Here is a 26,282-nt window from a genome sequence, read left to right on the forward strand (position 1 = left end):
TGAGCTGCCCCATCTGCCGGACGGCAGCCGAGGCTCTCCACAACCAGTTCCGTGTCTTTCTGCGTCTGGTTGTTCGTGTGCCTTCCCACTCGTGGCAGGGCGTGATCCGGCAGGTCCCGCAGTGCGAGGACGTGCAGGACATGCAGGACATGCCATGTCGCCGTCGCTCGCCCCGGGCAGCCGTGCTGCCGTCCGTTCCAAGGAGACGTTCGTGCCCGAGACCCCCTGCACCCTCGTCGGTCTGCCCCGGCCCGACGGCGCGCGCCTGGCTCTCTACCTGCATGGGCCGAACGACCCCGACCTGGTGATCGTCCTGGCCCACGGATGGCAGGCGACCTCTGCCATCTGGGACAAGACCGTGGCACAACTGAACCGCCCGTCCACCCTCATCGTGCGCTATGACCAGCGCGGACACGGCCGCTCCACCTCCGGCACCGCACGGCCGGCGATGTCCCTGCTGGCCGACGACATCCAGGCCGTCATCGCCGCCACCGCGCCCGGGGACGTCCCGGTCATCCTCGTCGGCCACTCCATGGGAGGCGCCGCGGTCCTCACGCTGGCCGCTTCCCGCCCCCGCCTCTTCGGGAAGAAAGTGATCGCGGCTCTGCTCGTGTCCACCAGCGGCGGCGGCCTCGACCTCGCTGCCGCCGGATTTCCGCTGCGGACACGGCTGGTCGGCGTACTGCGCCACGCCATGGCCAGCCTGTGCATTCACGCGCCCCGCGTGGCGCTGCGCCTGCACAACCTCTGGGAGCCGCGATTGAGCACACAGCCGCCCATGGATGTCGCCGGGCGGTGGTTCAAAGCACTGATGCGCCACGACGTCACCGAGCTGGGGGCCTTGCGGCGGATCCCGGTGCACATCCTGGTGGGGGAGGAGGACCCGACGGTTCCGCCCGTCCACTCACACCGCTTGGCCGAGCAGATCCCCACCGCTGAACTGCACGTCGTCCCGCGAGCCTGTCATCGTCTGCCCACCCGGCACTCGTCAGTCGTCGTCTCGGCGATCGAGCGCACCTGCTCCGATGCCCTCCAAGGGTCCGGCAGCCGACCGCCCGTGGACAAGACCGACGGCCCCGCGACCGGCCCGGACCCGGCCGCGGTCCACACACCGCTGGTGTGACAGGCGCTCGTTCGGCTTGTGCTTCTGGTGTGGGCGAGCCGGTAGGACTCGGCGCCGGTCTGGATGACCTCGGTACTGGCGGACTCTCGTCATCAACTGTCGCCAGCTGCCCGTGGAAGCCAACCTGCGGGATACGCAGGAAACGGGCCGCCGCCGGGGCCGGCTACGCGCTCCGGGTCGGGAGCCAGGCGTCGATGACCTCGGCGACGAGGGCGGCGCCGCGGCTGTTCTGATGGATGTGGTCGGTCGTGAGCACGAGACCCCGGCGCCGCGAGATCGTGTCGAGGCTACGGCGCAGCAAGGCGCGCCGGACGACGACGCCGACGCTCGCTGCGGGTGTCGGGTCCCGGTAGGGGATCGGTGGTGGGTCCGCCTGGCGTAGTGCCTCGGTCTGGCGTTCGTGGAGCGGGAGGTAGGCCGCCTTGTTGGTGGTGGCGACCTCGGCGATCATGCGGCTGTACGCCTGGGATGCCCGCGCCGCGGCTCCGTCGAGTTGTTGGCCGAGGACCGGGAGGGACAGCAGAGCGATCGTCGCGTCGGTCTGCGTGCGCAGCCGTTCGACGACGGCTCCCAGGCACTGCTGGAACCAGCCGGCCGACGGGCGCTCGGAGAGCTGTTTGCGCTTGATGGCCCGCTCGACGGGGTAGTCGGCGAGGCTCGCTCGGGCGTCGTTGGTCCCGATCAGCACGGTGATCACGTCGGGTGGGTCCGCTACGACGGCATCGAGGCGCTGTGAGAGGTTGTGGGCGAAGTCGCCGTTGACACCGAAACGGGCGAGCCGTACGTCGCCGGGGGGCCGACGTCGTTCGAGAAGGTCCAGGTAGTCGACGCTGAGCTGCGCGCGGGTGAGGCTGTCGCCGAGGCACGCGACACGGGTCGTCACGGTGTGCGCGGGCCGGACGTGCCGGCGTGCTCGGCCGGGCGGGCTTCGGTCCGGGGACGGTGGTCGGTGCCGAGGCCGGCGGTGATGGTCAGGATGGACGCCGGTCCCGCCATGTCGACCGCGTGCCATGTCCCGGCCGGGTTGACGGTCGCCTCGCCCGGCCCGAGCACAACCCGGTCGGGCACTCCGTCCACGTCACGGGTGACCGTCACCGACCCGCTGAGGCAGACGACCAGTTCGTCGCCGGCGGGGTGGCGCTCCCACTGGTCGTCGGGGCCGTTGCCGTCGAAGATCGTCACCATCCGGCCCTCGGCGCCGTCCGCCGCGACCGCGGCGCCGTAGGCATGGAGCACCTCCGGGTCCCAGGCGAAGCCCTCGACGGGTTTCGCTCGCGAGCCCAGCCCGAGGTGCACGGGGGTGGTCCGCAGGTCGATGGCGTTGGGTTCGTGATTGACGAGTCTCATGCCGATGATCGTCACAGGACAGCAAGAGGGGGGTCTTGAAGGAAAGGGAACGAAAAGTCGACGCGACGGACGGCCGGTCGGCGACTACGCGGTCCCGAGCAGGACTTCGCCGCGACGCCACGCTGTCGGTGACCGGCCCGTGAACTCGCTCCAGTCCCGGACGAGATGGGCCTGGTCGGCGTAGCCGGAGACGGTCGCCACCTCGGCCCAGGGAAGCGGGTCGGGCATGGTGGCCAGTTCGTGCGCGTGCTCGAAGCGCAGCACCCGGGCGAAGGTCTTCGGCGACAGGCCCACCTCACCGCGAAACCGCTCGGTGAGGTACCGACGGCTCCAGCCCAGTTCTGCGGCGACCTTCCCCACCTGGACGCGGCCCCGCGCGGCCAAGAGGCGGCGCCATGCCTCGGCCACCTCGGGGCGCACCCGGGACACGGGGTCGCCGCCGGCGCCGCGGTCGACGGCTCGCAGCAGCAACTCGTCCAGCGCGGAGAACCGCGCGGCCCATGTCGTCGCCGCACGGAGCCGGTCGACCAGCTCGACACCGAGCGCTCCGAGGAGCTCGTCGAGTGGGACCAGCCGGTCGGCGAGATCAGCGGCGGGCATGCCGTAGACGGCCCGGGCCCCGAGCGGTGTCAGCGACACCTGCACGCCTTCCTGGCGTCCGTCGTGGTGGATCGCCACGGACCGGCGCATCAGACCGCCGGCCACGCTGCGGAACCGGGTGACCGGTGACCCGTCGTCGACGCCCGCCGCCACCTCCAAAGGGCCGGACAGACTGATCACCGCAGTGAGCACGCGGCCCGGCGGACCGCAGTGCACCCCCGCCGGGAACCCACGAAGATCGAAACCGACATACGAGCCGACGTATCGCCGCAAGGCGGGCGCCGGGCGTGCATGGATCCTGGTGGCCGTATGGTCTTCCACCCTCGCAGTGTACGAACCGGCGGTCTACGTCACGGGGACACATGAACGCCGGCACGAGCCTCGCCCGCATCCAGATCAACCCGGACAGCCGCGAGGTCCAGCGCGATCTGCGCGACGCCACCCAGATGCACAAAACCCTCATGCGCGCGGTCCCCGACCACCTCGGCGCGCAGGCTGTCCCCTGTCCGCCCTGGTGTATCGCGGAGGGCGGGGAGCGGATCCGATGGGGCGCACGGGGGCGCTCGCACCGTGCGGCCGTGACCGGAACGTACGCCACCTCCGTCAGGGGCATGCGCCCGCGCACACTGTGTGACGATGCGCCCCTAAGTGCTCCCCCCTCGGGCTGGGTGGAGCCGCCCTGCGGGACTGTCGTTCGTGTCCGGGCGCACCGCAATTGACCCGCCCGTGTCAATGCCGCGGGCCTTGCTGAGGGCTCGCAGGCTCATGGATCCGGCCAACTGGTGTTCACCGGCTAGTTTTTCACGGGGTGAATCCGGGATCCATCGCTGGTCAGACGGGTTTTCGGTCACTTGTCCGCAGGGCAGAACGCGCCGTGTTCCGCAGGCGTGTGTTTGAGGGGGTGGCAGCCGGGCACTTGGGGCAGGCGGCGGCCCGGCCATGGCTGTCGTGCGAGGTTGAGGCCTCGCGGAAGCTACTCACCGGTTACTGCGCGCGGCAGCAAGAGCACTATCCGTTCAACTTTAGGGGGTTGCTATCCCGTGACCCACCGTGAAGACTGTGGCCGAGTTCCACCGGGACGAAGGTGGTTCGAGTGCGCACTGAGCAGAGCGTCGGACAGGCTCCGACAGGGTGTGCGCACCGCCTCACCCCGTTCCCGGGTATTCGGCCTCAGGGGGGCCGCCACCAGTTCGCAGGTGCATGGGGAAGCACGCGCGCAGCCAGCGGCGCGGAACGTTTCACTGGGGGATGAGTGATGTCGGCAAGGTTCGCACCACAGGTGCCGTCCTTCGTCCAGGGGTGGGCGAAGCACCGAAGTGCGCCGTGGCGGCTGTGTTGAGCCCAGCCAACACGGCCTCGTTGACGGACGGATGACAGCCGTACGACCCGGCGGGCACGCCACCAGCGCCTAGACCCGCGCAGGTGCCGGCCCGCACGACGTGCGCGCCCAACTGGCCCGCAAGCATGCCTGATCGAGCCCGCCGGTGCAGCGGAGGCAGGCATGCCCGGCCCTCGCCGTTCCCGTCCGCGCGCGTTGCCCGACCGACCGGAGGCGTACCACGCCCACGTCCGGCGCGCCCAACGCGACCGCCTCAGCCGCACCCCGCCCGTGGCCCCACCGCGCCCGCACGCGCCATTCAAGGGAGAGATGTGACCAGCAGCGAAACGATACAGCCGGACTTACCCTTCGCGGCCCTGACCGACCGCTGGCAGGCCCTGCGCGAAGGCGGGCCCGTCAGCTACGAGGAAGAGCAGGGCGTGTGGCGGGTCGTCGACCACCAAGGGGTCGCCGCCGTGCTCGCCGACCCGGCGACGTACTCCTCGGACATGACCCCGATCGCCCCCACCCAAGAGGATTTCGCCGCCTTCACCCAGGGCAACTTCGTCGGCATGGACCCGCCGGAGCACCGCAAGTTCCGCACCCTGGTGAGCCAGGCGTTCACCCCGCGCGTGGTGCAGGGCCTCGAACCCCGCATCGAAGCCGTGTGCAGGCGCCTGCTCGACACCGTGGCGGACCGGGACAGGTTCGACGTCGTCGACACCCTGGCCTACCCCCTGCCGATCATCGTGATCGCCGAGCTCCTCGGCATCCCGGCGGACGATCACCCGTTGTTCCAGGAGTGGGCCGCCACCCTCTTCGGCGGCGACCAGCTCAGCGAGGCGCCCGACGCGGCCGACCTGGAACGCGCGCTCGAAGCCATCGCGCCGACCGTGCGCGAGATGAACAGCTACGTCCTCGACCACATCCGGCACCGGCGCGCACACCCCGCCGACGACCTCATCAGCGAGCTCATCGCCGCCGAGGTGGACGGCGTGCGCCTCGAGGACCAAGAGATGGTCGGCTTCGTCGCCCTCCTCCTGGTGGCGGGCCACATCACCACCACCGCCCTCCTCGGCAACGCCCTGGTGGCCTTCGACCAGCAGCCCGGCACACTCACCGCCCTGCGCGCGGAACCCGACCGGCTGCCGGTCGCCGTCGAGGAGGTGCTGCGGCTCCTTCCGCCCTTCCCCGAACTGGGCCGCCGCATCACCAAGCCCGTGCGGCTCGGCGGCCATGAACTTCCCGTCAACTCCCTCGTGATGGCCCACCTGGGTGCCGCCAACCGCGACCCGAGCCGGTTCACCGCGCCCGACACCCTCGACATCGGCCGCAGCCCCAACAACCACCTGACGTTCGGCCACGGCATCCACTTCTGTTTCGGTGCGCCGCTGGCCCGACTGGAGGCCCGGATCGCGCTGCGCATGCTGCTCGACGACTTCCGCGATCTCGCGATCCCGTCGTACGCCGACGTCACGTACCAGAATCCCGCCGTCATCATCGGCGTACGTCACCTGCCGGTCGAGGTCAAAAGGCCCTAGCGGCCGCACCTCGGCGCGGCCGACCGCCGCCCGTCCCGCCCGGTCGGCGTGTCACCTTCCACGAGCCACAGCCCACGGGAGTTCCCTTCTCATGCCGTACCCCACAGCCGCCCCGGTCGCCGACCGGCAAGCACCGCTCCTGCGCCAGGAGTTACAGGACCGCCTCGACAGCCTCGCCCACGCCCACCGGGTGCCCGGAGCCCACCTCGCCGTGGACACCGGCACGGAACTCATCAGCGTCCACACCGGCACGGCCGACGCCGCCACCGGCCGCGCGTACACAGCCGACACGGCCGTCCCGCTGGGCTCCGTCACCAAGGTCTACACCGCCGCCGCCGTCCTCCTCCTGGCCGACGACGACGATCTCGACCTGGACGACCCAGTCGCCTCGTACGTCCCCGAACTGCGCGAGTTACCGGAGGTGACGATACGTCACCTGCTGGGCCACACCGCCGGGTTGCCCACCGGACCGGACTCGGACACGGCTGCCCGCACCACCGCGTCGCGCTATCTGTCCGGGCTCTGCACCGCACAGGACGCGCTGTTCGCACCCGGCACCGGCTTCTCCTACTCCAACGCCGGCTACATAGCCGCCGGCCGCCTCGTCGAGCTGGTGACCGGCATGACCTGGCAGGAAGCCGTCCAGGCGCTGCTCCTCGACCCCCTGGGCACCGAGCCCGCCTTCCTCGGCGAAACCGCTCCCGCCCGCTCCGGCGCCGTCGGCCACGCCGTGAACACGGCCACCGGCCGACCGCGCCCGACCCACCAGAACCTGGCCCCGGTGGAGGCACCGGCCGGCGCCCTCCTTGCCGGCGCGCTCGACCTGGTGGACATCGGACGAGCCCTGGCGGGCCGCTCCGCCGTACTGCCGCCCGACCTCGCCGCCCGCATGCGACGGCCCGAACCCGGCGCCACCCCGGGCGCCCTGGCCGACGGCTGGGGCCTCGGCGTCGCGCTGTTCGACCAGGACGGACAGAGGTGGTGCGGCCACGACGGCAACGCGCAGGGCACCTCCTGCCACCTGCGGGTGGAACCGGAAAGCGGTGTGGTCGTCGCCTTCACCGGCAACGCCGGCGGTGCCACCAAGCTCTGGCAGGACCTCGTCGACGACCTTCCCCGGCTCACCGGCGCGCGCGTGCCGACCGCTCCGGCGCCCGCTCACCGCGGCGACCCCATCGCCCTCCCCGAATGCGCGGGCGTCTACCACAACGGCCCGACCGAATACCTGATCACCCTCGACGCGGACGGCCGACCCACGCTGTCCGTCGACGGTGACGCCCCGCTGCCGCTGGTCTGCTACCCGGACCTGACGTGCGATCTCGTCGACCCCGCCACCGGCCGCCTCGAGCCCGGCGGCCGGTTCCACCGCGACCCCGCCACCGGCGTCATCGAGCACGTGCAGATATCGGGGCGCGCCGCCCGCCGCACTGGCACCGTCTGACGTACACCGCACCGCCGTCTTCCTGTGCCGTGCGGTCGCGGCACCCCCATGACTCCGCCGTCCGGGGGCGCCTCCCGCAGCGGCGCGCCCAGCACCGTCCCCGCACTGAAGGACTGCCCCCATGAACGAGCCGCACGACACATCCACTCCGGCGTCTTCGCAGCCGCGGCCCCCCGAGGCCGCCGCGGCCACGGGGACAGAGGGGACGGATCAGGCACCGCACCGGACGCTGGCCGAACTGTTCGGCGCGTGGGTGACGCGCACGCCCGAGGCGCCCGCGCTGACCGACGGCCGACGGACGTGGTCCTACCGTGAGCTGGCGGCCCGGAGCGGGCGGCTCGCCGCCGCACTCGTGCGGCGCGGGGCGGGCCCCGAACGGACCGTGGCCTTGGTCCTGCCGCGCTCCATGGAACTGATCGCCGCCGAACTGGCCGTGTCCCTGGCGGGCGCGGCCTTCCTGCCCGTGGACCCCGACTACCCCGCCGAGCGGCGCGCGTTGATGCTGGACGACGCCGGGCCCGCAGTGGTCCTGGACGACCTGCGCCGGGTCCGCGACGTGATGGAGACCGCGCAGAGTACGGACGATGCGCGGGGTGCGGGCGATGCGCGGGGTGCGGGCGATGCGCAGGGTACGGACGAGGCGCAGGGTATGGACGTCGCGGACGGCACGGACGCCGGGGGAGCGCACGCCGGAGTGCCGGGCGCGTCGGTCGGCGCCGACCATGCCGCCTACGTCATCTACACCTCCGGTTCGACCGGCAGACCCAAGGGCGTGACGGTCACCCACCTGGGCATCGCGGGCTTCGTCGAGGCCGCGGCGGAGCGGTACGCGGTGGGGCCGGGCGATCGCGTGCTCCAGTTCTCCTCACCCAGCTTCGACGCCTCCGTGCTCGAACTGTTCATCTCGGTGCTGACCGGCGCCACCCTCGTGGTCCCGCCGGACGGGCCGTGGCTCGGCGACGAACTCGCCGCGGTCCTGGACGAGTTCCGCATCAGCCACACCCTCATCCCGCCGGCCGCCCTCGCCACCCTGCCTCCCCCCGGCCCCGGCGGCGCGTCCCACCTGCGGACGCTCATCGTGGGCGCCGAGGCCTGCCCGGCGCACCTCGTCGACGCCTGGGCACCCGGCCGCCGGATGATCAACTCCTACGGTCCGACCGAGGCCACCATCGTCGCCTCCTGGACCGGACCCCTCGCCGCCGGATGCGGCACCCCCACGATCGGCGGCCCGCTGCCCGGCACCCGCGCCCACGTCCTGGACGCGGACATGCGGCCGGTGCCCCCCGGCGGTGACGGCGAACTGTTCGTGGGCGGCGACGGCGTGGCCCGCGGCTACCTCGACCGGCCAGGACTGACCGCGGGACGCTTCGTCGCCGACCCCTTCGGCCCGCCCGGCGCCCGCCTCTACCGCACCGGGGACCGGGCCCGCTGGACCGCCGACGGCGAACTGGAGTACCTCGGCCGGGTCGACCGCCAGGTGAAGGTGCGCGGCTTCCGCATCGAACCCGGCGAGGTCGAGGCGGCACTCCTTGCCCACACCGGCGTCCGCGAGGCCGTGGTCGTGGTGCGCGAGGACGAGCCGGGACGGCGCAGGCTCGTCGGCTACGTCACGAGGGCCGACGGCGGCGAACAGGCCCCGGGTCCGGCGGAGTTGCGGGCCTTCGTGGCCGCGGCGCTGCCCGCGCACATGACGCCCTCCGCAGTCGTCGTCCTCGACGAACTCCCGCTCACCCCGCAGCACAAGATCGACCGGCGTGCCCTGCCCGCCCCCGCGCATGCCCCCGCACCCGGCCGCGTTCTGCCGCGTACCCCCGAGGAGCAGGCCCTCGCGGACATCTGGGCCGACGTCCTCGCCGTCGAAGCCGTGGGCGTGGAGGACGACTTCTTCGACCTCGGCGGCGACTCGATCCTGGCGGCGCGGACCCTGTCCCGCATCCGTGACGAGCTGGGCGTCAGCCTCCTCGTACGGGACGTCTTCACCGCACGCAACGTCGCGGCGCTCGCACCCTTGCTCGGCGACCCGGCCGCCGCCGTGGCCCCGGATCCCATACCGGCCGCCCCGCACGACCGGCCGCTCCCGCTGTCGAGCGCGCAGCGGCGCCTGTGGTTCCTCGACGACCTCAGCGACGGCGGCACCGAGTACAACACCGGCGTGGCGGTGCGGCTGCGCGGAGACCTCGACACCGGGGCACTGCGCCGGGCCCTGGACCGTCTTGCCGCCCGCCACGCATCGCTGCGCACCACGTTCGCCACCGTCGACGGGCAGGGCGTACAGCGGGTGAGCCGCGAGTCCGTCCTGCCGCTGCGCACCGCCGACGTGCGGCACCTGCCCGCCGAGCAGCGCGCCGAGGCCGCGGAGCGGCTCCTCGCCGACGAGTTGAGCCGCCCCTACGACCTGGAGGCGGGGCCGCTGACCCGGGCGCTTGTCGTCCACCGCGCCGCCGCCGACCATCTGTTGCTGCTCGCCCAGCACCACATCGTCACCGACGGCTGGTCGGTGGGCATCCTGACCCGGGAACTGACCGCGCTGTACCACGCGGAGGTCGCCGGCACACCGGACACGCTGCCCGCGACGGGGGTGCAGTACCCCGACTTCGCCGTGTGGGAGCACGAGCGGTCCGGCGGCGACGGCCAAGCCGAGGACCTCGCGTACTGGAAGCGGCACCTGACGGGGATGCAGCAACTGGAGCTGCCCACCGACCGGCCGCGCCCCGCGGTGCGCACCACCGTGGGCGCCGCGCACCGCCACCGGCTCCCGGCCGGACTCATCGCCGATCTGCGGCGGCTCGCCGGAGGCCGCGGCACCACCGTCTTCACGCTGTTCGCCGGAGCGGCGGCCGTGCTGTTCTCCCGCTACTCCGGACAGCGCGACGTGGCGTTCGGCACCGTCACGAACGGCCGAGGCCGCCGGGACCTGGAGGAGGTCACCGGCTTCTTCGCCAACACCGTGGTGCTGCGCGAAGAGGTCGACGACACGATGACCGTCGACGGGTTCGTGGAAAGGATGCGCGCGACCGTCCTCGACGCGTTCGCTCACAACGGGGTGCCGTTCGACCGCGTCGTCGAGGAACTCGCGCCGCCCCGTGACCCGAGCCGCACCCCCTTGGTGCAGGCCCTCGTCGTCCAGCAGACCGCCGCGGACCTTCCCGCGGACTGCGGTGGGGTGCGCGTCGAGGAGCACCCGCTGCCGCGCCCGGCCGCGCGCTTCGACCTGGTCCTGGAGTTCTCGCCGAAGCCGGACGGCGGTTGCGAGCTGACGGTCGAGTACAACACCGACCTGTTCGGGGAGGCCACGGTCGCTCGCATGAGCGGTCATCTGCACCGCCTCCTCGAAGGCATGGTGGAGGGCCCGCACCGGACCCTGGCCAAGCTGCCGGTCCTGTCGGAGGACGAGCGGCGCACGCTGCTCGAATCCTGGAACCCGCCCACGCCCGCCGGTCAGGATCAGCGCGGTGACGGCACGCTGCCGTCACTGTTCGAGGCGCAGGTGGCGCGCACCCCCGACCGCACCGCCGTATGCTGCGGCGCGACGCGGCTGGACTACGCCGAGGTGAACCGGCGCGCAGGCCGGCTCGCCCGCCTCCTGGTCGCGCGCGGCGCCGGACCCGAGACGCTCGTGGCGATGTGCCTGCCCCGCACCGCCGAACTCCTGCCCGCCCTGTGGGCGGTCCTGAAGTCCGGTGCGGGCTATCTGCCCGTGGATCCCGCGTATCCGCGCGAGCGCATCTCCTTCATGCTCGACGACGCCGCGCCGGCCCTCGTGCTGGCCGCCCGGGAGACCGCGGACGCGCTGCCCGACGGATGCGCTCCGCTGATCATCGAGGAGTGCCTGGCCGACGCGACCCTGGACCCGGCCGACGCGGACCCCGGCGACGCGGATTCGACCGATGCCGACCTGACCGACGCCGACCGCCTGCGGCCCCTGCTCCCCGACCACCCCGCGTACGTCATCTACACCTCGGGCTCGACCGGCCGCCCCAAGGGAGTCGTGGTCACCCACCGCAGCGTCGCCGCGCTCGCCGACTGGGCGGGGGAGCGGTTCGGCGCCGACCGTCTCGCGCACGTGGTGGCCTCCACGTCCCTCAACTTCGACGTGTCCGTCTTCGAACTGCTCTGCCCGCTGCTCGCGGGCGGAAGCGTCGAGGTGGTCGCCGACCTGACGGCGCTGGCCGACGCCGACGGACCCGGGAGGGCCGGGCTCCTCAGCGGCGTGCCGTCGGTGGTCTCCCGGATGCTCACCGCGGGCGGCGCGTCCCTTGAGGCCGACACGGTCGTCCTCGCGGGCGAGGCGCTGCTCGCGCAGACCGTACGCGACCTGCGCGAGGCCATGCCGTCCTGCGAGGTGGCCAATATCTACGGCCCCACCGAGGCCACCGTCTACGCCACCGCCTGGTTCGCGGGCGAGGAGGTGCCCGGCCAGTCCCCGCCCATCGGCAGGCCCGTGGCCCGTACCCGCGCCTACGTCCTCGACCGTCTCCTTCGGCCCCAACCCCCGGGCGTGACGGGCGAGTTGTACCTGGGCGGCGGCGGCCTCGCGCGCGGCTACCTGGGGCGGCCCGGCCTGACCGCCGCCCGCTTCCTCGCCGACCCGTTCGCGCTGCCGGGGGAGCGCATGTACCGCACCGGGGACCTGGTGCGCTGGAGCGCCGACGGCGAGCTGGAGTACCTCGGGCGGATCGACCAGCAGGTCAAGGTGCGCGGGTTCCGCATCGAACTCGGCGAGGTCGAGGCGGCGTTGCGCGGTTGCGCGGGCGTGGCACAGAGCGCCGCCACCGTCGTGGAGAGCGACGGCCACCGGCGTCTGGCCGGCTACGTCGTCCCGGCTCCGGGGGCGCGTCCCGAACCGGAGGCGCTGCGCAGGACCCTCGGCCGCACCCTGCCCGACTACCTGGTCCCCGCGACCGTCACGGTGCTGTCCGCGCTGCCGCTGAACCCCAACGGCAAGCTGGACCGCGGCCGCCTCCCGGCACCGGCGCCCGCCGGGCACGTCACCCGCCACGTCGCGCCCCGCACCCCCACCGAGCGGGTACTCGCCGAGATCTGGGCCCACGTGCTGCGTGTGCAGCGGGTCGGCACCGACGACAACTTCTTCGCCCTCGGCGGCGACTCCATCCTCAGCATCCAAGTCGTGGCCCAGGCCCGGCAGGCGGGACTCACGGTGACCTCCCGTGACGTCTACCGGCACCAGACCGTCGCCGCCCTCGCCCGCTGCGCGGACGCCTCCGGACCCCGCAGAACCGCGGCCCCGGCCGTCGTGGCCGCCACCGGCACGGCACCGCTGACACCCATCCAGCGCTGGCTGTTCGACAGCGAGGGCGAACGCGCCGGGCACCTCACGACCGCGAGCGGGCGGGCTGGCCACTTCGCGCAGACCCTGTCCATGGAGCTGACCTGCACCGTCGACGCGGCGGCCCTGGAGCACGCCCTCAACGACGTCGTCGCCCACCACGACGCCCTGCGGTCCCGCTTCCCCGCCCCCGACGGGAAGCCGGGCGGCACCGGATGGCACATCGACGAAAGCACGCCCCGGCTGCGCCTCACCCACCACACCGGCCCCGGCACCGACACACCGCACCTCGGCCCCTTCGACCTCGACCACGGCCCCCTGGTGCGCGCCGCCCTGCACGACCGGGGTGATGGCCTGCCCACCGTCCTGCACCTGGCCGTCCACCACCTCGTGGTCGACGGCGTCTCCTGGCGCGTCCTCCTCGAGGACCTCGACCGGGCCTACCGCGCCCGCCGGGAGGCCCGCGACGGGATCGCGGCGCTGCCCGCCAAGACCTCGCCGCTGCGGCACTGGGCCCGACGCCTGACCGCCCACGCCGCCGAGGGCGGCTTCGACGACGAGGCGGCGTACTGGACCCGGGCCACCGCGGGCGCCGCGGGCGATCTGCCGCGGGACCTGACGGGCGCCGACACCTACGCCTCGGTGCGCTCGGTGACCGTACGCCTGACCGCCGAGGACACCGCCGCGCTGCTGCGTACGCTGCCGGACACCTATCGCACCGAGGTCAACGACGTGCTGCTGAGCGCGCTCGGCAGGGTGCTGTGCGCGTGGACCGGACACGAGCGCGTGCTCGTGGACGTCGAGGGGCACGGCCGTGAGGAGCTCTTCCCCGACGTCGACACCAGCCGCACGGTCGGCTGGTTCACCACCCGCCATCCCGTCGCCCTCGCCGTCGCGCCGGACGCGAGCTGGGACGCCGTGCTCAAGCAGGTGAAGGAACAGCTGCGCGCGGTGCCCCGGCACGGTCTTGGGCACGACGTCCTGCGGTACCTGGACAGGACCGGTGTGCTGCCGCCCGCGCCCGCCGCGCAGGTCAGCTTCAACTACCTCGGACGGTTCGATGCCGGTGACGAGCCGGACGGCCTCTACGGCGGTACGTTCCGTCCGCTGGAGCTGGACGCCGACCCGCTCGCCGCTCGCCCCCACCCGCTGGAGATCGTGGGCCAACTGGACGGTGAGGAGCTGGAGTTCACCTGGTTCTACTCCGCCGCACTGCACCAGGAGTCCACGGTCACCGGCCTCGCCGCGCGGTTCGCCGACGCGCTGGCCGACATCGCCCGGCACGCGGCCACCCCCGGCACCGGCGGGCGCACCCCGTCGGACTTCCCGCTGGTGGAGCTCGACCAGGCGGCCGTGGACCGGATCACGGGCGCCGACCCCCGCGCCGTGGAGGACGTCCACCCGCTCACACCCACCCAGGCGGGCATGCTCTTCCACGGTCTGTCGCAGGACGGCCGACGCGTCTACTTCCAGCAGTTGTCGTTCGTCCTGGACGGCGTGTCCGACCCAGAGGCGTTCGCAGCGGCCTGGCAGCAGGTCACGGACCGCACGCCCGTGCTCCGCGGCGACGTCGTGTGGCAGGACGTCCCCGAGCCGCTCTTCGTGGTGCGGCGGCACGCGACCGTCCCCGTCACCCACCTCGACTGGCGCGCGCTGAGCGAGGACGACCGGGAGACAAGGCTCCGGGACTTCCTCGACCAGGACCGCGAGCGCGGCGTCGACCTCACCCCGGCCCCGCTCCAGCGCCTGGCCCTCGCCCGGCTCTCCGACACCTCCGTGCGGGTGGTGTGGTCCTTCCACCACCTGATCCTCGACGGCTGGAGCCTCTTCCACGTCCTGTCCGACGTGTTCGCCGGCCACGCCAGGATCACCGGTGCTCCGGGCGCCGACGACTCCCTCACGGCGAGGCCCGACCGGCGTCCGTACCGCGACTACGTGGCCTGGCTGCGCGAGCGCGACACGGCGGAGGCCGAACAGCACTGGCGGGACCGCCTCTCGGGCCTGAGCGAGACCACCCCGCTGCCCTACGACCGCGAGCCGCGCGAGACCCACCGCGCCGAGTCCACGGACGCGGTCCGCGTCACCGTGCCCGAGGCCACGAGCCGGGCCCTCGAAGACCTCGCGAGAGCGGAAGGGCTGACCGTCAACACCCTTGTCCAGGGCGCGTGGGCGGTGCTCCTGAGCCGGCAGGCGGGCCGGGCCGACGTGGTGTTCGGCACCACCGTCTCCGGGCGGCCGCCCGAGCTGCCCGGCGCCGAGGACATGGCCGGACTTTTCATATCGACCCTGCCCACCCGGGTCGCCGTGGCGGGCGAGGGCACCCTCCTCGACTGGCTGCGCGACCTCCAGCGCGGCCAGAGCGAGGACCGCCGCTTCGACCACGTACCGCTCACGCGGATGAAGGCGCTCACCGAACTGCCCGAACGGGCCGCGCTGTTCGACAGCATCGTGGTCTTCGAGAACTATCCGGTCGACGACGACCTCGCCGCCGCCCACGGCCTGCGGCTGAGCGGGCTCGACGGCATCGAGACCACCAACTACCCGCTCAGCCTCGTGGCGTACCCCGGGACGGAACTGGCCCTGAGGGTCGGCTACGACCCCGAGCTGTTCGACGCCGCCACCGTCGCGCGGATGGCCGAGTACATGACCGTCCTCCTCGACGGCATGACGGCCGCGCCCCAGTGCGCGCCCGCGCGGCTGCCCCTGCTGACGCCCGCCCGCCGCCACCAGGTGCTCGAGTCGTGGAACGACACCGCCGCGCACACCCCGGACGTCACCGCGGCCGACCTGTTCGCCGCACAGGTGCGCCGCACGCCCGACGCCGTCGCCCTGGAAGCCGGGGACGAACGGCTCACCTACGGAGAGCTGGACGACCGGGCCGCGGCGCTCGCCACCCGGATCGTCGCGCTCGGCGTCACGCCGGAAGTCCCGGTGGGCGTCCTGATGGACCGTTCGGTCACCCTCGTCGTCGCGCAGCTCGCCCTCGCACGTACCGGCGGCGTGTACGTCCCGCTGGACGGCAGGGCACCGGACGAGCGGCTGCGGCGCATGCTCACCGACGTGGGCGCGGCGCTGCTGCTCACCGACGGCTCCTCGCAGGAGCGCGCGCGGGACGTGCTGCCGGACGGCACGGTGCTGCGTGTCGACGACGACCTCGACGCCGCCGGCGGGCCGGACACCCCCCTCGTGCACCCCGACAACGTCCAGTACGTGATGTTCACATCGGGCTCCACCGGCCTCCCCAAGGGCGTCGCCGTACGCCACCGGGACGTCGCCGCGCTCGCCCTCGACCGTGCCTTCGCCGGGCACGAGCGGGTCCTCGTGCACTCCCCGCACGCCTTCGACGCCTCGACGTACGAGCTGTGGGTGCCGCTGCTGCACGGCGGAACGGCGGTGCTCGCGCCGCCGGGCGACCTGGACGCCGCCGCCGTACGCCACGCGATCACCGAGCAGCGTGTGCGGTGCCTGTGGCTCACCGCCGGACTCTTCCGACTGCTCGCCCAGGAGGACCCGACCTGTCTGCGCGGTGCCACCGAGGTGTGGACCGGCGGTGAGGCCGTGCCCGGCGCGGTGGTCGCGCGGGTCCTTGAGGCCTGCCCCGGCCTGACCGTCGTCGACGGCTACGGCCCCACCGAGACCACCACGTTCGCCACCCGGCGCCCCTTCCGCGCGGGCGACCCACTGCCCGCGGTGCTGCCCATCGGACGACCCATGGACAACACCCGGGTGTACGTCCTCGACGACGCGCTGCAGCCCCAACCACCGGGCATTCCCGGTGAGTTGTACGTCGCAGGTGTCGGTCTCGCCCGCGGCTACGCCGGGCTGCCCGCGGCCACCGCCGCCCGCTATCTCGCCGACCCGTTCGGCCCGCCCGGCACCCGCATGTACCGCACCGGCGACATCGTGCGCTGGAGCGGGGACGGCGAACTGTACTTTGTGGGGCGCGCGGACGACCAGATCAAGATCCGTGGCTTCCGGGTCGAACCCGCCGAGATCGAGGCCCGCCTCACGGCACAGACAGCCGTCGTCGAAGCGGTCGTGTCCCTGTACGAGCAGGCCGGACGCAAACGCCTGGCCGCCCACCTCGTCCCGGCCCCGGGCGCGCCGGTTCCCGCCGCGGCCGAACTCCGCGCCCGGCTGTCCGCGGACCTGCCGGACTACATGCTGCCCGCCGCCTTCGTCACCGTGCCGGAACTGCCCCTGACAGCCAACGGCAAGGTGGACCGGCGCAGGCTGCCCGAGCCCGACTGGACCGCGACGGGCGACGCGGCCTACCGGGCGCCGCGCGCCGGTGCCGAGCAGACACTCAGCGAGATCTGGGCGGAACTGCTCGGCGTGGCACGTGTAGGCGCCGACGACAACTTCTTCATGCTGGGCGGCGATTCGATCCTCAGCATCCAGGTCGTCTCGCGTGCCCGCGCCGCCGGTCTCGCCCTCACCCCGCGCGACCTGTTCCGGCACCCCAGCATCGCCGCTCTCGCAGCCGCCTGCGGTACCGCCGCACCCGTCGCCGGTACCGACCCGGTGGCCGGGCAGGTCGCGCTCACACCCATCCAGCACTGGTTCCTGGATGCGGGGCCACACCGCCCGGAGTTCTTCAACCAGTCCGTCGTCGTCGAGACCGCCGACGACGTCGACGCCGACGCCCTGCGCCGCGCGCTCACCGCCCTCTGGACGCACCACGACGCCCTGCGCGCCACCTTCGGCAGGCAGGACGACGGCGCGTGGCGGCAGACCTGCGCCGACGCCGAAGCCGCCGCACCCGAACTGCTCGAAGTCCACGACTTGAGCGGCCTGGACGCGGCGGCGGCCGAGGACACCGAGTCCCGCCTCACGGCCGAGGCGCACGCCTCCTTCGGCCTCGACACCGGCCCGCTCCTCACCGCCCGCCTGTTCACCGCAGCCCGCCCACGGCTTCTCCTGACGGTGCACCACCTGGTGGTCGACGGCGTCTCCTGGCGCGTACTCCTGGAGGACCTGGACACCGCCTACCGGCAGGCGCGCGCCGGGGAAGGAGTACGACTCCCCGAGCGCACCACCTCCGTCCAGGAGTGGGCGCGCCGCCTGCGCGCGCACACCGCGTCCGGAGGCTTCGCCGCACAGCGCGCACACTGGCAGGACGTGTCCCGGCACTGCGCCGCACCGCTGCCCGTCGACCACCCGGACACCGGCGGCGACGGCAACACCATGGCCGACGTCCGCGAGGTCACCGTACGACTCGACAGGCAGCGCACCGACGCGCTGCTGCGCGAGGTCCCCGGCGCCTACCGCACGCGGATCGACGACGCCCTCCTTGCCGCCCTCGGCCGGGTCCTCGCCGGGTGGACCGGACGGGCGACCGTCGCCGTCGGCCTGGAGGGGCACGGCCGTGAGGACCAGCTGTTCGACGACGTCGACCTGTCGCGCACGGTCGGCTGGTTCACCTCCCTGTATCCGGTCGCGCTCGATGTGCCGGACGGGGACTGGGGCACCGCCCTGAAGGCCGTGAAGGAACAGCTGCGTTCGGTCCCCGACCGGGGCATCGGCTACGGCGCGCTGCGTCACCTGGACCCGGACGGGGGGCTCACCGGCGCCCCCGAGCCCGCCGTCAGCTTCAACTACCTGGGCCGGTTCGGCTGGAACAGCGGGGCCCGGGGCGATGACGACGGCGCGCTCGTGCGCTCCGTGCCCGGCGGGCTCGACGGCGCCGAGGCCCCCGAGTCGGTGCGCCCGCACCTGCTCGACGTGGTGGCCCGCGTCGAGGACGACCGCCTGGAGATCACCTGGTACTACAGCCACCGGACGCACCGCGAGGAGACCGTCGCGGGCCTCGCGTCCGGCATGCTCCACGCCCTGGAAGGCATCGTCGCCCACTGCGCCGAGCCCGGCGCCGGAGGCCGCACCCCGTCGGACTATCCCCTGGCACGCCTGGACCAGGCCGCCCTCGACCGGATCGTGGGGGACGGCCGCGCCGTCGCGGACCTCTACCCGCTGACGCCGATGCAGGCGGGCATGCTGTTCCACAGCCTCCTGGACCCCGACGGCCGCACCTATGTCAACCAGGTCCAGCTGGTGCTGCGCGGCGTCACCGACCCATACGCCCTGGCCGAGGCCTGGCAGCACACGGCGGACGCCAACCCGGTCCTCCGTACCCGCCTGGAGTGGCAGGAGACCGCCGAACCCCTCCAGGTCGTGCAGCGGCACGCCACCGTGCCCGTCACCCACCACGACTGGACGGAATGGTCCACCGAGCGCCGCGAGCAGGAGATGGACCGGCTGCTCGCCGCGGACCGCGCGGCCGGCGTCGACCTGGGGGCGGCACCGCTGATGCGGCTCACCCTCATCCACCTCTCGCCGGACCGGGTGCGGATGGTGTGGACGTTCCACCACGTGCTGCTCGACGGGTGGAGCGCGGCCCAGGTCTTCGACGAGGTCTGCGAGCGCTACGCCGCGCTGACCACCGGACGCCGCCCCGAGGTTCCCGACCGGGCGGCCTTCGCCGACTACCTGGGCTGGCTGGCCGACCAGGACCACGAGCAGGCCGAACAGTACTGGCGCACCGTCCTCGCCGGGTTCACCGCGCCCACGGAGCTGCCCCGGGACCACAGGACCGCCGAGGCGCACCGCGCCTCCTCGTCCGGTTCGGTCCGCGCGACGCTCGACGCCGACGTGTCGGCGCGGCTGCGGGACACCGCACAGCAGGCCGGTCTGACCGTCAACACCATGCTCCAGGGCGCCTGGTCGCTGCTGCTCTCCCGCTACGGCGGCGGTGACGACGTGGTGTTCGGCACGACTGTCTCCGGGCGCCCGGGCGACCTGCGGGGCGTGACCTCGATGGTCGGCCTGTTCATCAACACACTGCCGACCCGGGTACGCGTCGACGGACGGCGGCGCCTCCTCGACTGGCTCGGCGACCTCCAGGCCGCCCAGTCGGAGTCCCGGCGCCACGACTTCGTCTCCCTCGCCCAACTTCAGACCTGGAGCGACATTCCCGGCGGCACCAGCCTGTTCGACAGCATCGTGGTCTTCGAGAACTACCCGTTCGACGCGGACACCCTGGCCCGGCACGGCCTGGCCATCGACCAGGAACGCGACGTGCAGCCCACCAACTATCCGCTCACGGTGGCGATTTCGCCGGGGGAGCGGCTTTCCGTCGAACTCGGTTACGACCCCCGCTATTTCGAGGAGTCGACGGCTCGTTCTCTGGCTGATCAGCTGCTGCATACGTTGCGTGTGCTGGCGGATGCGACGGACAGCATGCGGCTGGATGCCGTCGATGTGCTGTCGCCCGAGGAGCGGTCGCGGTTGCTGGCCGGGCCTGCTCGCCCGCAGATCGATTCCGTGGCACCGGAGACTCTGCCTGCTCTGGTGGAGGCGGCGGTGGATCGTGCTCCGGGTGCTGTGGCGTTGGAGGCGGCGGGCTTGTCGTTGTCGTTCGCGGAGTTGGAGGCGCGGGCGAACGTGTTGGCGCATCGGCTGATCGGGCGGGGTGTGGGGCCTGGTGATCTCGTGGCCCTGGCTCTGCCGCGATCGGCGGAGATGGTCCTGGCCCAGCTCGCGGTCACCAAGGCGGGCGCGGCATTCGTGCCGGTCGATCCCGCATATCCGCAGGAGCGGATCGAGCTGATGCTGCGGGACGCGGCACCCGCACTGACCATCGGGGCCGAAGACGTCAGAGGCCTGCTCACCGGCGACCAGGATCGGGAAGCGCAGATCCGGCCCACGGATGCCGACAGGGTCCGTCCGCTGCGGCTCGATGATCCGGCGTACGTCATCTACACCTCGGGGTCGACCGGCACGCCGAAGGGTGTGGTCGTGACGCACCGGGGCCTCGCGGGCTTTGCTGCTGCCGAGGCCGCGCACTACCAGGTGAGCCCCGGTGACCGCGTTCTCGTCTTCGCCACGCCGAGCTTTGACGCCTCGGTGCTCGAACTGTGCATGTCGTTGCCGCAGGGGGCGAGCTTGGTGGTGCCTGCGCCGGGTCCGTTGTTGGGCGTGGAGTTGGCGCAGGTGCTGCGTGAGGGGCGGATCACGCACACGTTGCTGCCGCCTGCCGCGCTGGCCACGCTTCCGTCGGACACGCCGGGCACGCTGCCCGACCTGAAGACCCTGACGGTCGGTGCGGATGCGTGTGGGGCCGAACTGGTCGAGCGCTGGGCGCCGCACCACCGCCTGGTCAACTCCTACGGGCCCACGGAAGCCACGGTGGTCGCCACTTGGTCGGCCCCGCTGGAGCCGGACGGTACGGCGCCGCCGATCGGCAGGCGGCTGCCGGGCACCGGCATCTATGTGCTGGACACGCGGCTGCGTCCCGTCCCGGACGGGGTTGCTGGTGAATTGTGGCTCAGCGGGCCGTCGTTGGCGCGTGGTTACCTCAACCGGCCGGGCTTGACCGCCTCTCGTTTCACCGCCGATCCCTTCGGTGCGCCCGGTACCCGCATGTACCGCACCGGCGACCTCGTACGCCGCGACGCCGACGGCGAACTGCACTACCTCGGCCGCACCGACCACCAGGTGAAGCTGCGCGGCTTCCGCATCGAACTGGGGGAGGTGGAGTCCGCCGTCGCCCGGCACCCGCAGGTGTCCGCGGCCGCCGCCCAGGTGGTCGAACACGACGGCCACCAGCGCCTCGTGGCCTACGCGGTCCCCGACGGCGCCGACGTCCCGGACTCCGCCGAACTGCGCGACTTCCTCGCACGGACTCTGCCCGACCACCTGGTCCCGTCCGTGGTGGTGCCGCTGGAGCGGCTGCCGCTCGGCGCCACCGGCAAGCTGGACCGCAGCGCGCTGCCCGAACCGGTGTGGCCCGCCGGCGGCAACGGCGACGGGGACCACGCGCCGCGCACCGACGCCGAGAAGGCGCTCGCCACCATCTGGTCCGAGGTGCTCCGTGTGCCCGACGTGGGCGTGCGCGACAACTACTTCACCCTCGGCGGCGACTCCATCCTCGGCATCCAGATCGTCTCCGCCGCCCGCCGGGCCGGCCTGGCCCTCACGCCCCGGCACCTGTTCCAGCACCAGACGGTCGCGGACCTGGCCGCGGCGGCCGAGGACCTGCCGACCACGGCGATCCGGGCCGAACAGGGCCCGGTCGTGGGCGAGGCGCCACTGACCCCCGTACAGCATTATCTGTTCGACACCCTCACCGGCGACCCGGCGCGGCTCACCCAGGCGGCCTGCCACTACCTGGCCGCCGACACCGACGCGACACTGCTGCGCGGCGCGCTCACCGCGGTCATCGAACACCACGACGCCCTGCGGCTGCGCTGCGAGAGGGACGGCGGCGGGCGGTGGCGCCAGCACATCGCCGCCCCCGGCGCCGCGGCCCACCTGGAGGTGCACGATCTGCCGCGACGCACCCCCGAAGGCACCGACGCGGCGCTGCGCGAGCTGTCCGACCGCCTCAACGGCGGGTTCGACCTGACCGCTGGACCGCTGCTGAAGGCCGCGCTGTGCCGACCCGACGGCGACAAGCGGCCCGTCCTGCTGCTCGCCGCCCACCACTTGGTGGTCGACGCCGTGTCCTGGCACGTGATCCTGGAGGACCTGGACATCGCCTACCGCGCCCTGCGCGACGGGCATCCCGTGGACCTCGGGCCGAAGACCACGTCGTTCCGCGCGTGGGCGCACCGCCTCGCCGACCACACCGCCGAGGGCGGCTTCGACGACGAACTCGCCCACTGGGAGCGGGTGTCGGGGAGCGCCCCGCTGCCCGTCGATCTCCCCGGCGCCAACACCGTCGCCCACGAGGAGACGGTGACGGTCCGCCTGGACCGAGAGGACACCCGCAGACTCCTCCAGGATGTGCCCGACGCCTACCGCACCCGCGTCAACGACGTCCTGCTGTGCGCCCTCGGCCGGGTCGTGGCGCGCTGGACCGGACGGGACCGGGTGGAGGTCACGCTGGAGGGCCACGGCCGCGAGGAGCTGTTCGACGGCGTCGACCTGTCGCGTACGGTCGGGTGGTTCACGAGCGTGTACCCCGTCGCCCTCGACGTGCCCCGGGATGCCGACACCGGCTCCGCCCTGAAGTCCGTCAAGGAATGCCTGCGCGCCGTACCGCGCGGCGGACTGGGATACGGCGCCCTGCGCCATCTGCACGCCACGGCGGGGGACCGGCTTCCCGGACTGCCGCAGCTCGGCTTCAACTACCTCGGGCAGCAGGACGGCACCACCCCGGCGGGCGGTCTGCTGCACGCACCCCACGGCGGACTCGTCGGGGGCATGGACCGTACCGCCGAACGCCCGCACCTCATCGACGTCCTCGGCCATGTCACCGACAAACGCCTGGAGTTCACCTGGTCGTACTCGCGCGAGGTCTACCGGCGCGACACGATCGACCGCCTCGCCGCCGAACTGGCCGAGGAACTGCGCGCCATCGTGCGGCACTGCGCCGAGCCCGGCGCCGGGGGCCGCACCCCGTCGGACTTCCCCCTCGCCCCGCTGGACCAGGAGACCGTGGACCGCCTGGTGGGCACCGGCCACGACATCGTGGACGTCTACCCGCTCACCCCCACCCAGTCCGGCATGGTCGTCCACGGCATGGACGACCCCGGCGGGGGCGTGTACACCGAGCAGGTCACGTTCGTCATGGACGGAGTGCGCGACACCGGCCGGCTGACCGCCGCCTGGCAGCACGTCGTCGACCGCACCCCGATGCTGCGCACCGCCGTGGTCCTCAGCGGCGTACCCGTCCCGCTCCAAGCCGTGCACCGCGCGGCGACCCTGCCCGTCAGCGAGTACGACTGGAGCGCCCTGACGCCCGAGCGGCGCACGGCGGAACTGGAGCGGCTGCTCGCCGAGGACAAGGCCCGCGGCCTCGCCCTCGACGGCGTGCCGCTGCTGCGCGTCGCCCTGATCCGCCTTGCCCCGGACGAGGTACGCGTGGTGTGGACCTTCCACCACGTCCTGCTCGACGGCTGGAGCGTCTTCCACGTCCTGTCGGACGTCGCGGCCTGCCATGCGGCGCTCGCCGCGGGCGACGAGCCACGCCTGCCGGACCGCCGCCCGTTCGCGGACTACGCGGCCTGGCTCGCCGGCCGCGACACCGCCCGCGCCGAGGAGCACTGGCGCACCGCCCTCGCCGGACTCACCGCCCCCACCGCCCTGCCCTACGACCGCAGGCCCGCCCTGGGCGCCACGGCCTCCTCCGGCACCTGGCTGTCGCAGCGGCTCGGCGAGGACTCCACCCGACGGCTCCAGGAGTACGCCCGCCTGCACCGGCTGACCCTCAACACCGTGTTCGAGGGCGCCTGGGCGCTGCTCCTCTCCCGATGGAGCGGCGAGCCAGAGGTCTGCTACGGGACCACCGTCTCCGGGCGGCCCTCGGACCTGCCCGGCGCCGACACCATCACCGGCCTGTTCATCACCACGCTGCCCGCCCGGGCCACCGTGGACGGCGGAGAGACGTGCGACGCGTGGCTGCGCCGCACACAGGCCGCGCGGGCCGAGGACCGCCGCTTCGGCCACGTGGCGCTCACCCGTCTGCACGGCTTCAGTGACGTGCCCGCAGGGACACCCCTGTTCGACAGTCTCCTCGTCTTCGAGAACTACCCCGTCGACGACAGCACCGCGGGCGCCCACGGAGTGCGGATGCGGGACCTGGAAGCCCGCGAGGCCACCAACTATCCGCTCACAGTGGTGATTTCGCCCGGGGAGCGGCTTTCTGTCGAACTCGGCTACGACCCCCGCTATTTCGAGGAGTCGACGGCTCGTTCTCTGGCTGATCAGCTGCTGCACACGTTGCACGTGCTGGCGGCGGCGACGGACAGCACGCGGCTGGATGCCGTCGATGTGCTGCCGCCCGCGGAGCGGTCGCGGTTGCTGGCCGGGCCTGCTCGCCCGCAGATCGATTCCGTGGCACCGGTGACCTTGCCTGCTCTGGTGGAGGCGGCGGTGGATCGTGCTCCGGGTGCTGTGGCGTTGGAGGCGGCGGGCTTGTCGCTGTCGTTCGCGGAGTTGGAGGCGCGGGCGAATGTGTTGGCGCATCGGCTGATCGGGCGGGGTGTGGGGCCCGGTGATCTCGTGGCTCTGACTCTGCCGCGATCGGCGGAGATGGTCCTGGCCCAGCTTGGGGTCACCAAGGCGGGTGCCGCGTTCGTGCCGGTCGATCCCGGATATCCGCAGGAGCGGATCGCGCTGATGCTGCGGGACGCGGCGCCCACGCTGACCGTCGGGGCCGAAGACATCAGCGGCCTGCTCACCGGCGACCAGGATCGGGAAGCGCACACCCGGCCCACGGATGCCGACCGGGTCCGTCCGCTGCGGCTCGATGATCCGGCGTACGTCATCTACACGTCGGGGTCGACCGGCACGCCCAAGGGTGTGGTCGTGACGCACCGGGGCCTCGCGGGCTTCGCTGCTGCCGAGGCCGCGCACTACCAGGTGAGTCCCGGGGATCGGGTTTTGGCGTTTGCCACGCCGAGCTTTGACGCCTCAGTGCTCGAACTGTGCATGTCGTTGCCGCAGGGGGCGAGTCTGGTGGTGCCTGCGCCGGGTCCGTTGTTGGGCGTGGAGTTGGCGCAGGTGCTGCGCGAGGGGCGGATCACGCACACGTTGCTGCCGCCTGCCGCGCTGGCCACGCTTCCGTCGGACACGCCCGGCACGCTGCCCGACCTGAAGACCCTGACCGTGGGAGCCGATGCGTGCGGGGCGGAGTTGGTGGCGCGGTGGGCGCCGCACCACCGCCTGGTCAATTCCTATGGGCCGACCGAGGCCACGGTGGTGGCTACGTGGTCGGATGCGCTGGAGGCGGACGGCACGGCTCCGCCGATCGGCAGGCGGCTGCCGGGCACCGGCACCTATGTACTGGACGCGCGGCTGCGGCCTGTCCCCGTCGGGGTTGCCGGTGAACTGTGGCTCAGTGGGCCGTCGTTGGCGCGTGGCTACCTCGACCGGCCGGGCCTGACCGCCTCTCGCTTCACCGCCGACCCTTACGGTGCGCCCGGTACGCGCATGTACCGGACCGGCGACCTCGTACGCCGTGACGCCGTCGGCGAACTGCACTACCTCGGCCGCACCGACCACCAGCTCAAGCTGCGCGGCCATCGCATCGAAGCCGGCGAGGTCGAGGCGGTTCTCACGCGGCACCCCGCCGTCCTGGACGCCGTGGTGACCGTGCGGGAGGACGAACCGGACCTGCCGCGTCTGGTCGCCCATCTCCTGGTCCTGCCGGGCGCCGAGCCCCCCGCCCCGGCCGAGCTGCGCGTCCTGGCTGCGGGTGCCCTGCCAGGGCCGATGGTGCCCTCCGCGTACGTCGTCATGGAGCGCTTCCCGCTCACCGACAACGGCAAGACCGACCGGGCCGCGCTGCCCGCGCCCGCCGCGGACCTGGCGGAGACGGCCGGGCATGTCGCACCCCGTACTCCCACGGAAGAGGTCCTGGCCGACATCTGGGAGGAGGTCATGCAGGCGGCGGTGGGCGTGGAGGACGACTACCTCCTGCTCGGCGGTGACTCCCTGCGTGCCCTGCGCATCGTCTCGCGGGCCAACGACGCCTTCGGCGTGAGCCTCACCCCCCGCGACGTCCTGGTCCACCGCACGGTCGCCGCTCTGGCCGACCTGGTGGAGGAACAGGTGCTCAGCGAACTCGAAGACGCCGCGCGCGGCGACAGCGACCACGACGAACTGTAAGGACCCCCACGAAC

The 26,282-nt window shown here is 72.9% G+C and carries 7 protein-coding genes; 4 read left to right on the plus strand and 3 right to left on the minus strand.

The annotated features are described in order from the left end of the window. Positions 1-211: 211 nt before the first annotated feature. Complete coding sequence (locus OO63_RS23650; RefSeq protein ID WP_157854037.1) at positions 212-1,123, plus strand: alpha/beta fold hydrolase; 912 nt, start codon at positions 212-214, stop codon at positions 1,121-1,123. Between the two features lie 163 nt (positions 1,124-1,286). Here the strand turns inward: OO63_RS23650 and OO63_RS23655 are convergent, their stop codons facing one another. From OO63_RS23655 to OO63_RS23665, 3 genes are all read right to left on the minus strand, one after another. Beyond that, on the minus strand, positions 1,287-2,006 hold the full coding sequence (locus OO63_RS23655) for an SGNH/GDSL hydrolase family protein (protein ID WP_030361305.1): 720 nt from the start codon (positions 2,004-2,006) through the stop codon (positions 1,287-1,289). Next, entirely contained in the window at positions 2,003-2,470 is a 468-nt protein-coding gene (locus OO63_RS23660) for a cupin domain-containing protein (protein ID WP_033264385.1), read from the minus strand. The genes OO63_RS23655 and OO63_RS23660 overlap by 4 nt, the downstream gene beginning before the upstream one ends. Before the next feature lie 84 nt (positions 2,471-2,554). Beyond that, positions 2,555-3,391, minus strand: a complete 837-nt coding sequence (locus tag OO63_RS23665) for a helix-turn-helix domain-containing protein (RefSeq protein ID WP_030361307.1) — start codon at positions 3,389-3,391, stop codon at positions 2,555-2,557. A 1,329-nt stretch (positions 3,392-4,720) separates the two neighbouring features. Between OO63_RS23665 and OO63_RS23675 the strand changes: the two genes are divergently transcribed. The 3 genes from OO63_RS23675 (at position 4,721) to OO63_RS23685 (ending at position 26,268) form a co-directional block, all read left to right on the plus strand. Beyond that, entirely contained in the window at positions 4,721-5,929 is a 1,209-nt protein-coding gene (locus tag OO63_RS23675) for a cytochrome P450 (protein ID WP_051811118.1), read from the plus strand. 91 nt (positions 5,930-6,020) lie between these two features. After that, positions 6,021-7,370, plus strand: coding sequence for a serine hydrolase domain-containing protein (locus tag OO63_RS23680; protein ID WP_030361310.1), 1,350 nt, complete (start codon positions 6,021-6,023; stop codon positions 7,368-7,370). A 121-nt stretch (positions 7,371-7,491) separates the two neighbouring features. After that, positions 7,492-26,268 (plus strand): non-ribosomal peptide synthetase, encoded by an 18,777-nt coding sequence (locus OO63_RS23685; RefSeq protein WP_030361311.1) that lies wholly within the window; start codon positions 7,492-7,494, stop codon positions 26,266-26,268. The last annotated feature ends 14 nt before the right edge of the window (positions 26,269-26,282 follow it).

Origin of the sequence: Streptomyces alboflavus (assembly GCF_000716675.1) — a bacterium.
GTDB classification, from domain to species: domain Bacteria; phylum Actinomycetota; class Actinomycetes; order Streptomycetales; family Streptomycetaceae; genus Streptomyces; species Streptomyces alboflavus.